This is a genomic window from Streptomyces sp. NBC_01298 (genome assembly GCF_035978755.1).
Classification (GTDB): domain Bacteria; phylum Actinomycetota; class Actinomycetes; order Streptomycetales; family Streptomycetaceae; genus Streptomyces.
This window is the reverse complement of record NZ_CP108414.1, coordinates 1,574,557-1,586,387: the sequence shown is the minus strand read 5'-3', so window position 1 is coordinate 1,586,387 and position 11,831 is coordinate 1,574,557. Positions and strand designations below refer to the sequence as shown.

Sequence of the window (11,831 nt, the reverse complement as noted above, 5' to 3'; positions counted from 1 at the left end):
GGTGGGGCGCCGCCGGTCAGTCCTTCGGCGGTGCCAGGCGGGCCACCACCTCGGCCAGGTCCTCGCAGACCTCCTCGATCTTCAGGCGGACGTTGTCCTGCTCGGTGACCAGGGCCGCCAGCAGCAGCGCGGTCAGGGCGGCCGCTCCGTTGAGCGCCTGGAGGTTGACCATGACCTCGAAGAGGGTGTGGCCGGCGAAGGGTCCGGTGCGGTCGGTGGCCGCCGTGATCGCGATGACGGACACGAGCAGGGCGCACGGTGCGCTGCCGGGGAGCCGGAAGCGCACCGCCGCCCAGATCAGCAGGGGAAAGACGAGGAAGAGCAGGGACAGGGAGCTGCGGGTCGCCGTGAGGGTGACGGCGCCGACCGTGACCGCCAGGGCCGCCGCCTCGGCCGCCCGGGACGGGTCCCTGGGCAGCCGGACCCGGGGCATGACCAGCAGCAGCGGGGTCACCAGGAGGATGCCCATCGTGTCTCCGGCCCACCAGGCCGACCACACCGGCCAGAAGCGCGGCAGCGCCAGGTCGCCGGTGAGGACGAGGGTCCAGGTCCCGGTGGTGGAGCTGATCAGCATCGGCACCAGGCCACCGAGGAAGACCAGCGCCAGCCCGTCCCGCAGCCGGTCCAGCTCGGGGCGGAAGTCCGCCCGGCGCAACAGCGCGTAGGCGCACAGCGGAGCGAGGGTGTTGCCCGCCAGGATTCCGAGATCGACGAGGCCGAACGCACTGATCCGCTCGATGGCGAGGTAGGTCCCGAGCGCGATGCCCGGCCAGATCCGGGGCCCGAACCACAGCAGGCAGGCGAGGGCGATACCGGTGGGCAGCCACAGGGGCGTGACCACCGCCCCGTCGACGCTCACGTGCAGCAGCAGGCCGAGCCGACCGGTCGCGTAGTAGGCGACGGCGACCCCGAGGATCCGAAGGAGGGCTTCGGCCGGACGTCGCCATTCCACGGTGCGCACCACTGCATCAGACAACGGCCCGGGCGCCCCGGCAGGGCGTGACACGCGTGGACGGTCGGCTGGTTGGGGTGGCGGTGCCGGTGCCGGTGCGGTGGCGGTGGCGGGTCAGCGTGGTCCGGCCGCGTCGTGGCTGAGGACGAGTACCGCGGCGTCGTCGGCGTGGCCGGTGAAATCGGTCACCTTCATCACCTCGGCGGCCAGTTCGCCGGGATCGGCCCCCGCTCCTTCCCCGGCGATCCGGGCCACGCGCTCCAGCCCCGCCTCGATCGGGAACGACGGCCCCTCGACCACCCCGTCGGTGACCAGGACGATGGAGCCCGCCTCCGTCAGCCTCCGGCGGGTCACCGGGTACCGGGCCCCGGACACCGTGCCCAGCGGCGGACCGCCGGCGTCCTCCGCGATGCCGCGCCGGCCGTCGACGGTGGCCCAGACGGTGGGGACGTGGCCGGCCCGGGCCGTCTGGAGCTCCCACGTACGCGGATCGAAGCGGAGCAGGCTACAGGTGGCGAACAGCTCGCTGTCCATCGAGAGCAGCACGTCATTGGCCTGGCTCAGCACCTCGCCGGGATCGAGGACGACGGCGGCCACGGCACGCAGGCACACCCGGACCTGCCCCATGAAGGCGGTGGCCGCCACATCGTGCCCCTGCACGTCGCCGATCGAGAAGGCGAGGGCCCCACCCGCCACCCGGAAGCCGTCGTACCAGTCACCGCCGATGTCCAGGCCGCGCCGGGCGGGCGCGTACCGGGCCGCGGTCCTCAGCCCCGGCAGGACGGGCAGGGAGGCGGGCAGCAACTCGCGCTGCAGGGCCTCGGCCAGCTCCACCCGCGCCTGCTGCAGCTCCGCGCCTTCCCGCGCCTGGGCGGTGAGCCGGCCCAGCATGCTCAGCAGATCCGCGCTGGCGGGCCGGGCACGCCGACGCGGGGTCACGGACCGCTCCGGGATACGTCCATGTGCCTCTGCTTCCGCCGCGCGAAAGACCCGGGCCCATCATATTTCGGCCGGGCCCGCGGCGCGCACGCGGCCGGGGGAGGTGCCGGAGGCCCTCAGGACGTCGAGAACAGCCGGCCGTAGTCCGTGACGGGGATCGTCGGGGTGGCCGCCGCGCGCAGGGCCGCCCACAGGAGGGTCTGGTTCGCGGTCAGGACCGGGCGTCCCAAGGTGGCCTCCAGGGCCGCGATCGCCCCGACGGCGCGGAAGCCGTTGCCGCCGATGACGACCGCGTCCGCCGTGTCGGGGACGTGCGCGGCCACCCAGTCGTGCAGGGCCCGCGGCCCGATGAGGGTCTGCCCGCTGGGCAGGCCGCAGGGAGCCGCGTACGGGACCTCGAACCCGGCGTCCTCGTAATAGCCCCGGCCCAGATCGTTCAGCGTCTCGTCGAACCACGGCGGGTCCACGAGGGCGGGCCGGCCCACGTCCAGGGCCCGCAGCGCCTCGACGGTGGCGGCGCAGGTGGCGACCACGGGCAGGCCGTGGGTGCGCTCGCGCAGCCGGTCCAGCATGTACCCCTCCCCGCGCGGGCCGATGACATACGCGGAGCTGGTGAAGGCGTAGGCGATCACCGCCACCGGGGCGGCGGCCAGCAGCTCGGCGGCATCGTCCAGGTGCGGGGGCTCGGCGAAGGCCCGTACGGGGGCCAGCGGAATGGTGGAGTCCATCGCGCCGCCGCGCCCCATCGCACGGAACGGCACCCGGGCGGTGTGCAGGCCCACGTCGGCGGGAGCCATGGCGCGCAGCTCCGACTCGGGGCCGACATCGGCGTGCGGGGTGAGGACGCCGAGGCGGACGCGCACGTCCCACCCGTCGGGCTGCCACATCGCGTGTTCCTCTCGGAGGCCGGGAGATATACGGGAGAACTTCTACTGTGTCACCGGTCGGGCCGTCGAGGTGTCCGGCCGCGCCGCCGCGTGCGGGGCCGTGCCTCCCCTCCTGGATATCCACAGGGCCGAGGCGATCCGGGCGGATGTGTCCGAGGAGGTCGCTAGGCTTCTGGGATGACCACTTCGGAAGCAGCCGTCGATATCCCCGACGCCCAGCAGGTGCTCCACCGCGTCTTCGGGTACGACTCGTTCCGCGGCGAGCAGCAGCAGATCATCGAGCACGTCGCCGGCGGCGGCGACGCGCTGGTGCTGATGCCCACCGGCGGCGGCAAATCGCTCTGCTACCAGATCCCGGCGCTGGTCAGAGAGGGCACCGGAGTGGTGATCTCCCCGCTGATCGCCCTGATGCAGGACCAGGTGGACGCCCTCAACGCGCTCGGGGTGCGGGCCGGGTTCCTCAATTCGACGCAGCTGTCCGACGACCGGCGCGCGGTCGAGCAGGCCTTCCTCGCGGGCGAGCTCGACCTGCTCTACCTGGCGCCCGAGCGGCTGCGCACCGAAGGGACGCAGCGGCTGCTCGACCGGGGCACGGTCTCGCTCTTCGCCATCGACGAGGCGCACTGCGTCGCCCAGTGGGGCCACGACTTCCGGCCCGACTACCTCGCGCTGTCCATGCTGCACGAGCGCTGGCCGAAGGTGCCCCGGATCGCGCTGACCGCGACGGCCACCGAGGCCACGCACGCCGAGATCGCGGCGCGCCTGGGCCTGGAGGACGCCCGCCACTTCGTGGCCGGCTTCGACCGGCCGAACATCCAGTACCGGATCGTGGCGAAGAACAACCCGGTCAAGCAGCTGCTGGAGCTGATCCGCACCGAGCACCCCGGGGACGCCGGGGTCGTGTACTGCCTCTCGCGCGCCTCGGTGGAGAAGACGGCGGCCGCCCTGGTCGAGCAGGGCATCGACGCCGTGCCCTACCACGCGGGCATGGACTCCCGGGCGCGCGCGGCGAACCAGTCGAAGTTCCTGCGGGAGGACGGGGTCGTGGTGGTGGCCACGATCGCGTTCGGCATGGGCATCGACAAGCCGGACGTGCGCTTCGTGGCCCACCTTGACCTGCCCAAATCGGTCGAGGGCTACTACCAGGAGACCGGCCGCGCCGGCCGCGACGGCGAGCCGGCCACGGCCTGGCTGGCGTACGGGCTCCAGGACGTGGTCCAGCAGCGCAAGATGATCGAGGGCTCCGAGGGCGACGAGGCGCACCGCCGCGCGCTGGCCGGACACCTGGAGGCGATGCTCGCGCTGTGCGAGACGGTCGGCTGCCGCCGGGTGCGGCTGCTGGCCTACTTCGGGCAGACCGGCGCGCCGGACTGCGGGAACTGCGACACCTGCCTGACGCCCGCCGAGTCCTGGGACGGCACGGTCGCGGCGCAGAAGCTGCTGTCCACGGTGTGGCGGCTGGCCAAGGAGCGGCGCCAGAAGTTCGGCGCCGGCCAGATCATCGACATCCTCCAGGGCAAGAAGACGGCCAAGGTCATCCAGTTCGACCACGACGGCCTCTCCGTGTTCGGCATCGGCGCCGACCTGGGCACCAACGAGTGGCGCGGGGTCGTCCGGCAGCTGCTGGCGCTCGGCCTGCTGGCGGTGGAGGGCGACTACGGCACTCTGGTGCTGACCGAGCCCAGCGGCGAGGTGCTGGGCGGCCGCCGGAGCGTCCCGATGCGCAAGGAGACGGCGCCGCCGGCCGGTTCCTCCCGCAAGGAGTCCGGATCGCGCTCCGGGAAGGGCGGCCGGGTACCGGTCGACCTGCCGGCTGCCGCCGTGCCGGTGTTCGAGTCCCTCCGGGCGTGGCGCGCCGAGACCGCGCGGGAGCAGGGCGTACCGGCGTACGTCGTCTTCCACGACGCGACGCTGCGGGAGATCGCGACGCAGCTGCCCGCGACGGTCGCGGAGCTGGGCACGGTCAACGGAGTCGGCGAGGCGAAGCTCGCCAAGTACGCCGAGGGCATCCTGAAGACCCTGGGCGGCGCGCGGCCCGAGCCGGACACGGGCGGCGCGGCGGCGGAGACCGCGGCCGCCCCGGCCCCCCAGACCGCCCCGGCCCCCCAGACCGCCCCGGCCCCCCAGACCGCCCCGGCCCCCCGGACGGCCGCGGCCTCCCGGACCGCCCCGGCCGCTGCTGCGGCCGTCCCGGCCGTGCCCGCCCAGACGCAGCAGGCCCCGCGGGCGGAGGAGTCCCTCTTCGGCCCGGAGGACGAGGACATCGACCCGCCCTGGGACGACTGGGAGTAGACGACGGGAGCAGACCACGGGGGAAGCGGCGGCCCGGTCGCCGCGATCCCGCCCGTCCGGCCTGACACAGCGCCGGTCGGCGGCGGCTCGGATAGGGTGAATCGGTAGGAATCGGGCCCCCTGGGGTGAGGTCGGCGCATTGGACACGTACCAGGAGACGAGCGAGGTACCGGACCAGCCGGTGGCTGCTGTCGGGTACGCGGGCGTACTGAGCGAGCTGCTGCCGATCGCCCTGTGGCGGGAGGACGCCGACGGGCTCGTCGTCGAGTGGTCGCTGGCCGCCCAGGACCTGCTCGGCCACCGCCCCGAGGACATCCTCGGCCGGCCGGGCTCCGACGTGCTCGTCCCCGACGCCAACCACGAGCTCGCCGACCAGCTGACCCGCCGGGTCCAGGCCGGGGAGACGGTCGTCGGCACCCTGCCCGTGCGCCACCGCGACGGCCACCAGGTCCCCATGGAGATGTGGATCCTGCCCTCCCCGGATCCGCAGGGGCGCACCGGGTCCATACTCATCGCCGTGGAGACCTCCGAGGTCCTCGGGATGCGCGATTCGCTCGCCGCGCTGCAGAGCCTGTTCACCCAGTCGCCGATCGGTCTCGGCACCCTCGGCCCCGACCTGCGCTTCCTGCGCGTCAACGACGCCCTCGCCCGGATGAACGGGGTGTCCGCCGCGGAGCACATCGGCAAACGGCTCACCGAGGTCGTGCCCGGGGTCAACGCCGTCGCGCTCGAACGGCTCATGCGCAAGGTGCTGGAGTGCGGCTCCGCCGTCGTGGACGTCCGCCGCACCGGCCGCACCCCCGCCGACCCCGACCACGACCGGACCTGGTCCTGTTCCTACGCCCCGCTGCTGGACGGCTCCGGGCGGCGGCTCGGGCTGATCGCCTCCCTCATCGACATCACCGACGGGCAGCGCGCCCAGGCGGAGGCCGAGCGGGCGCGCAGCCGGTTCGCCCTGCTCGCCGAGGCCGGTACCCGCATCGGCACCACGCTGGACCTGGGGCAGACGGCCCAGGAGCTCGCGGAGGTGCTGGTACCGCAGCTCGCGGACTCGGCCGACGTACAGCTCCTGGAAGCCGTACTGGACCCGGACGAGGCCGGCGCGTCCACCCGGGGCCTGCTGCGGCGCCTGGCGTCCCTCTTCCCGGACCCGGCCGCGCCCACCGCCAAACTGGTCGCCGGGCAGACCTTCCAGATCCCGGCCCACACCGCCTACGAGCAGGTCATCACCGAGGGCCAGGCGATGAACCTCTTCACGGCCGACATCCCCGCCCTGATCAAGGACCCGCGCGCGGCAGCGCTGCGCGCCTACCTCGCCACCCTCGGCTGCGCCCGGATGGTCCCGCTGGTGGCCCGCGGCCGGGTGCTCGGGGTGGTGGTGGTGACCCGGGTGCGCGGGCGCGACGTCTTCGACCACGAGGACTGCGTGCTCATCGACGAGGTGGTGGCCCGGGCGGCCCTGAACATCGACAACGCCCGGATGTACACCACCCAGCGCGCGGCGGCCCTGACGCTGCAGCGGAGCCTGAGCAACAACGCGCTGCCCGAGGTCGCCGGCCTGGAGCTGACCGGCCGCTACCTGCCGGCCAGCGACCACGACGTCGGCGGGGACTGGTTCGACGTGATCGAGCTGCCGGACGGCCGGACCGGCCTGGTGATCGGCGACGTGATGGGCCACGGCATCCACGCGGCCGCCGTCATGGGCCAGCTGCGCACCGCCGTGCGGACCCTGGCGCGGCACCAGGTGACCCCGGAGCAGATGCTGCGCTCGCTGGACGCGGTGGTGGCCGACCTCGGCGAGGACGAGATGGCCACCTGCGTCTACGCCGTCCACGACCCGGTGACGGGCGCGTGCGTCATCGCCCGCGCCGGACACCCGCCGCCGGCCGTGGTCACGGCGGACGGGGTCGTGACCTTCCTGGACGGCCCGCCGGGAACCCCGCTCGGCACGGGCGGACGGGAGTTCCGCACGGAGGAGGTCCGGCTCGCCCCGGGCAGCCTGCTCGTGCTCTACACGGACGGCCTCATCGAGTCCCGGGACCGGGACCTGGACGAGGGGATGGCGGGGCTGGCGGGCGCCCTGAGGGGCGCGGGGGAGCCGCTGGAGGCCCTGTGCGACACGATCCTCGAGCATCTCCTCCCGGAGGCCCCGCAGGACGACGTGGCGGTGCTGCTGGCCCGGATGCGGTGATTGCACTAGATCGATATTCGTTTGTATCTAGCGCAACCTGGAGCTATCTTCGCTGCCATGTCTGCCAAGTCTGCCAAGTCGCCGTCCCCCATCACGCTCACCGGCCGCCACGTCCGCCTGGAGCCGCTGACCAGGAGCCACCTCCCCGACCTGTACGAGGCCGGCGGCCGCGACGAGGAGGTCTGGCGCTGGCAGGGCGGCCCCGCGCCGCAGACGCGGGAGGAGCTGGGCGACAGGCTCGACGACGTGCTCGCGGGCGACTACCTGCCCTTCGCCGTCATCCACCTCGCGAGCGGCAAGGCCATCGGCTGGACCACGTACCTCGACATCAGCCCGGCCGACGAACGCCTGGAGATCGGCTGGACCTGGTACGGGCGCGCGTACTGGCGCAGCGCCGTCAACACCGAGTCCAAGCTGCTCCTGCTCACGCACGCCTTCGAAGACCTCGGCATGGGCCGGGTCCAGCTCAAGACGGACCACCTCAACACCCGCTCCCAGGCCGCCATCGCCCGCCTCGGGGCTCAGCGCGAAGGCGTCCTGCGCCGCCACCGCCGGCGTCCGGACGGCACCTGGCGCGACAGCGTGTACTTCTCCCTGCTGGCCGACGAATGGCCGGAGACGAAGGCCCGGCTGGCCGCCCGGCTCTGAGGCACGCCCCACGCCCGCTTCTGAGGCCCGCCCCACGCCCGGTCCCGAAACCCGGGCCGCCGCCGCCCCCGCTACCAGGCCAGGTCCTCCAGGGCCTCCAGGTCCACGACGGCCGGGGGCGCCGGCTCCGCCCCGCCCGCCAGGGGCAGCTCCGCCCAGATCACCTTGCCGCGGTCCGTGTAACGGGTGCCCCAGCGCTCCGCGTACTGGGCGACGAGGAACAGGCCGCGCCCGCCCTCGTCGGTCGTGGCCGCGTAGCGCAGGTGCGGCGAGGTGCTGCTGCCGTCGGAGATCTCGCAGATCAGCGTGCGGTCCCGGAGCAGCCGGACCCGGATCGGCGGGGTCCCGTAGCGGATGGCGTTGGTGATCAGCTCGCTGAGGATGAGCTCGGCGGTGAAGGTGACCTCCCCCAGGCCCCACTCGGTGAGCTGCGCGGAGCCCGCCCGGCGGACCCGGGACACGTCCGAGGGGTCCGGGAGCACCTCCCACTCCGCGATCCGGTCGGCCGGGAGCCGCCGGGTGTCGGCGATGAGCAGGGCGATGTCATCGCTCGGAGCCGGGAACAGCAGTGAGGCCAGTACGTCCGAACAGGCCTGGTCGGGGCTCCGGTCCGACCGGGACAGGGCCTCGGTCAGCAGGGCGAGGCCGGTGTCGAAGTCCCGGTCCCGGTCCTCCAGCAGCCCGTCGGTGAACAGGACGAGCCGGCTCGCCTCGGGCAGGCGCAGCTCCACGGCCTCGAAGGGCATCCCGCCGACGCCCAGCGGCAGCCCGATCGGCAGCTCGGGGTACTCGACCCGGCCGTCGGGCCGGACCAGGGCCGGGCCGGGGTGACCGGCGCTCGCCATGGCGCAGTGGCCGGACACCGGGTCGTACACCGCGTACAGGCAGGTGGCGCCGGTGACGCCCGCGGACTCGCCGTCCCCGGCGCCCTCGTCGGCCGAGGACTCGTCCTGGTCGATCCGGTCGATCAGCTCGTCGAGGTGGCCCAGCAGCTCGTCGGGCGGCATGTCGAGCGTGGAGAAGTTGTGCACGGCGGTCCGCAGCCGGCCCATGGTGGCGGCGGCGTGCACCCCGTGGCCCACCACGTCGCCGACGACCAGCGCGACCCGGGCCCCGGCGAGCGGGATCACGTCGAACCAGTCCCCGCCCACCCCCGCCTTCGCCGGCAGGTACCGGAAGGCGACGTCCACGGCGCTCAGATCGGGCAGCACCCGCGGCAGCAGACTGCGCTGGAGGGTCACCGCCACCGCGTGCTCGCGGGTGAAGCGGCGGGCGTTGTCGATGGAGACCGCGGCCCGCGCCGCCAGCTCCTCGGCGAAGGACAGGTCCTCCTCGTCGAAGGGCTCGGGAGTGTCGGCCCGCCAGAAGTTGGCCATGCCGAGGACCACCCCGCGAGCCTGGAGCGGTACGGAGATCAGCGAGTGCAGCCCGTAGTCCAGGGCCACCCGGGTGCCGTCGCGGTCCTGGGCCCGCCAGCCGACGGCGGAGTTCAGATTGGCCGCGAGGACCGCCCGCCCGGCGTCCAGGGCCGTCGCCATCGGCGCGGTCGGCACCACGAAGCGGATGACGTCGCCCACCGGCTGGAGCGGGGATTCGGCGCGGATCCCGCAGATGGCGGCCCGGCGCATCTCGGTGTGCGTCCCGCCGCCGGGCTCCTCGCCGCGCAGCACCGGCTCCAGCAGCTCGACGGTGACGAAGTCCGCGAACCGCGGCACCGCGACCTCGGAGAGCTCCTCGGCGGTGCGCACCACGTCCAGGGTGGTCCCGATGCGCACACCGGCGTCGTAGAGCAGCTGGAGGCGGTCGCGGGCGACCGCGGCCCGGCCGGAGAGCGCGGCGAGCTCGGTGGAGTCGCGCAGGGTGGTCACGGTGCCCGTCGGGCGGCCCCCGTAGGGCTTGGTGGGTCGTACGTTCACGGCGAGGAGCCGGTCGCCCGCCCGGTGGACCTCGTCGGTGGCGGCCCGCCCGGAGGCCAGCAGCGCGGCCGTCGGCGGATCGAGGCCGAGCTCGCCCACGTGCCGCAGCTCGGCATCGGCGGGCAGGTCGAGGAGGCGGCGGGCCTCGTCGTTGGCGAGCAGCAGCCGGCCCTCGGCGTCGATGATCAGGACGCCCTCGCGGACGGCGTGCAGAACCGCTTCGTGGTGTTCGTTCATCCGGGTCATCTCGGCCTCGCCGAGGCCCCGGGTCTGGCGCCGCAGCCGGCGGCTGACGAGGAACGCGCCGCCGGTGCCCAGGAGCAGGGCGGCCGTGGCCGCGCCGAGGAGCAGGGGCAGCTGGCCCTCGACCCCGTCGCCGACGTTCGCGACCTCGATGCCGGTGGCCACCAGGCCGACCACGGCGCCCGTGGAATCCCGTACGGGGACCACGGCGCGGACCACGTCGCTCGGCTTCCCCTCGAACGTCTCGGTGAAGGGCTGTCCGGCCACGGCGCGCGAGAGGTCACCGGTGGCGCGGTGCCCGATCAGCTCGGGCCGGGAGTCGGTGTACCGGATCCCGTCGGTGGTCATGACGGCGATGAAATCGACGCCCGAGGCCCGGCGGGCTCCCTCGGCCAGCGGCTGGAGCTCCGCGGTCGGGTCGGCGGACTCCAGGGCCGCCGGGAGGCCGGGAGCGTGCGCGAAGGCCTCGGCGGCGGCCAGGGAGCGGTTGCGGGCGTCGCGCTGGCTGTCGTACCGGGCCTGGAAGAACAGGGCCGTGGCGGCGGCCGTGATCAGCACCAGCACGAGGACGGCCTGGAGGGCGAAGACCTGGCCGGCGACGCTGCGGGCGCCGAGCGAGAGGTGCGCGAACAGCCGGGAGCGACGGGAGCGTCCGGGCCCGGTTCCGGGTGGGGACCCGTCCTCGGGCGGGGGCTCGTCCCCGGGCGCTCCTTCGGAGCCCCTGGGTGGCCCAAAACGTCCGGTCATGAGCCATTTCTAACACTGTCGGCGCGGTTTGGGGGAGGCCCCGGGGGTCCTGGTGCGGTAGCGGCCGCGCGGTACGCACGGGGGCTCGTGCCGACGTACGAGGTGAAGTGCTGGCGGAAGGTGACCTCGCTGGCGAATCCGGCCCGCCGGGCCACCTCGGTGACCGGGTGATCGGTGCGCTCCAGCAGTTTGCGCGCTTCGTCCAGACGGTGGCCCAGGAGCCATTTGTGCGGGGTTGTGCCGGTCGCCGCGGCGAAGTGCCGGGCGAAGGAACGCGGAGACATCCCGGCCCACCGGGCCAGGGTGGCCACGTCCAGCGCCTCGTGCAGCCGCCCGAGCGCCCGCTCCCGTACGAGGGCCAGCGCCTCGGCGGTCCGGTCGGCGACCGGGGTCGGGCGGTCCAGGTACTGGGCGTGCTCGCCGGTGCGGAAGGGGCCGGTCACCATCGCGCGGGCGATGGCCGCGGCCGCCTCGGAGCCGTGGGCCTCGCGGACCAGGTGCAGGCAGAGGTCGATGCCGGAGGCGACTCCGGCGGAGGTCCACAGCCCGTCGTCCCCGACGTAGAGCGGGGCCTCCTCGACGCGCACGGCGGGGTACCGGCCGGCCAGCGCCGGGGCGAGCGACCAGTGCGTCACGGCCCGGCGGCCCGCCAGTAGCCCGGCCTCGGCGAGGATGAAGGCGCCCGCGCACAGGGCGGCCACCACGATGCCCCGGGCGTGGGCGTCCCGCAGGGCGGCGAGCACCGGCTCGGGCGTCGGGTCACCGGGCCGGTCCAGCGCGGGGACCACGACGAGGTCGGCGCGGGCGAGCCAGTCGAGCCCGCGGTCCGGGGTCAGGGAGAGCCCGCCGGGGAGCGGGATCGGGCCGATGTCGAGGGCGCACCGGCGCAGCTCGAAGGGCGGTACCCCGCGGTGGCCGCGGTCATGCCCCCAGACCTCGGTGATGACGGCCAGGTCGAAAGCGCGGATGCCGGGCTGGGCGACGATCGCGACGCGGTGCATGGCCGAGAGTCTGCC

Annotated in this window: 8 protein-coding genes; 3 read left to right on the top strand and 5 right to left on the bottom strand. The window is 74.3% G+C overall.

From position 1 onward, the window contains the following. Positions 1–16: 16 nt before the first annotated feature. The 3 genes from OG730_RS07275 to OG730_RS07265 all read right to left on the bottom strand — a co-directional run bounded on the left by OG730_RS07275 (position 17) and on the right by OG730_RS07265 (position 2,778). Entirely contained in the window at positions 17–964 is a 948-nt protein-coding gene (locus tag OG730_RS07275) for an MASE1 domain-containing protein (protein WP_327309182.1), read from the bottom strand. A gap of 102 nt (positions 965–1,066) precedes the next feature. Continuing rightward, the gene (locus OG730_RS07270; RefSeq protein ID WP_327303427.1) at positions 1,067–1,891 is read right to left on the bottom strand and encodes a PP2C family protein-serine/threonine phosphatase; all 825 of its coding nucleotides are present in this window, start codon (positions 1,889–1,891) and stop codon (positions 1,067–1,069) included. 116 nt (positions 1,892–2,007) lie between these two features. Continuing rightward, a complete protein-coding gene (locus OG730_RS07265) occupies positions 2,008–2,778 on the bottom strand; it encodes a maleate cis-trans isomerase family protein (RefSeq protein WP_327303426.1) in 771 nt (256 codons plus the stop codon). Positions 2,779–2,955: 177 nt separating this feature from the next. Here OG730_RS07265 and recQ point away from each other — a divergent pair, with 177 nt between their 5' ends. The 3 genes from recQ (at position 2,956) to OG730_RS07250 (ending at position 7,909) form a co-directional block, all read left to right on the top strand. Then, entirely contained in the window at positions 2,956–5,070 is a 2,115-nt protein-coding gene (recQ, locus tag OG730_RS07260; protein WP_327303425.1) for a DNA helicase RecQ, read from the top strand. Positions 5,071–5,209: 139 nt separating this feature from the next. Further along, complete coding sequence (locus tag OG730_RS07255; protein WP_327303424.1) at positions 5,210–7,261, top strand: SpoIIE family protein phosphatase; 2,052 nt, start codon at positions 5,210–5,212, stop codon at positions 7,259–7,261. A 57-nt stretch (positions 7,262–7,318) separates the two neighbouring features. Next, positions 7,319–7,909 (top strand): GNAT family N-acetyltransferase, encoded by a 591-nt coding sequence (locus tag OG730_RS07250; protein ID WP_327303423.1) that lies wholly within the window; start codon positions 7,319–7,321, stop codon positions 7,907–7,909. A gap of 71 nt (positions 7,910–7,980) precedes the next feature. Here OG730_RS07250 and OG730_RS07245 read toward each other — a convergent pair whose 3' ends face one another. Together OG730_RS07245 and OG730_RS07240 are read right to left on the bottom strand one after the other, a co-directional pair. Beyond that, entirely contained in the window at positions 7,981–10,815 is a 2,835-nt protein-coding gene (locus OG730_RS07245) for a SpoIIE family protein phosphatase (RefSeq protein ID WP_327303422.1), read from the bottom strand. After that, on the bottom strand, positions 10,812–11,816 hold the full coding sequence (locus OG730_RS07240) for a GlxA family transcriptional regulator (protein WP_327303421.1): 1,005 nt from the start codon (positions 11,814–11,816) through the stop codon (positions 10,812–10,814). Before OG730_RS07240 ends, OG730_RS07245 begins: the two co-directional genes overlap by 4 nt. Positions 11,817–11,831 lie beyond the last annotated feature (15 nt).

Coding starts and splice junctions, on each gene's coding strand:
- recQ (WP_327303425.1), top strand. CDS start 2,956: ATGACCACTTCGGAAGCAGCCGTCGATATCCCCGACGCCCAGCAGGTG.
- OG730_RS07250 (WP_327303423.1), top strand. CDS start 7,319: ATGTCTGCCAAGTCTGCCAAGTCGCCGTCCCCCATCACGCTCACCGGC.
- OG730_RS07245 (WP_327303422.1), bottom strand. CDS start 10,815: ATGACCGGACGTTTTGGGCCACCCAGGGGCTCCGAAGGAGCGCCCGGG.
- OG730_RS07240 (WP_327303421.1), bottom strand. CDS start 11,816: ATGCACCGCGTCGCGATCGTCGCCCAGCCCGGCATCCGCGCTTTCGAC.
- OG730_RS07265 (WP_327303426.1), bottom strand. CDS start 2,778: ATGTGGCAGCCCGACGGGTGGGACGTGCGCGTCCGCCTCGGCGTCCTC.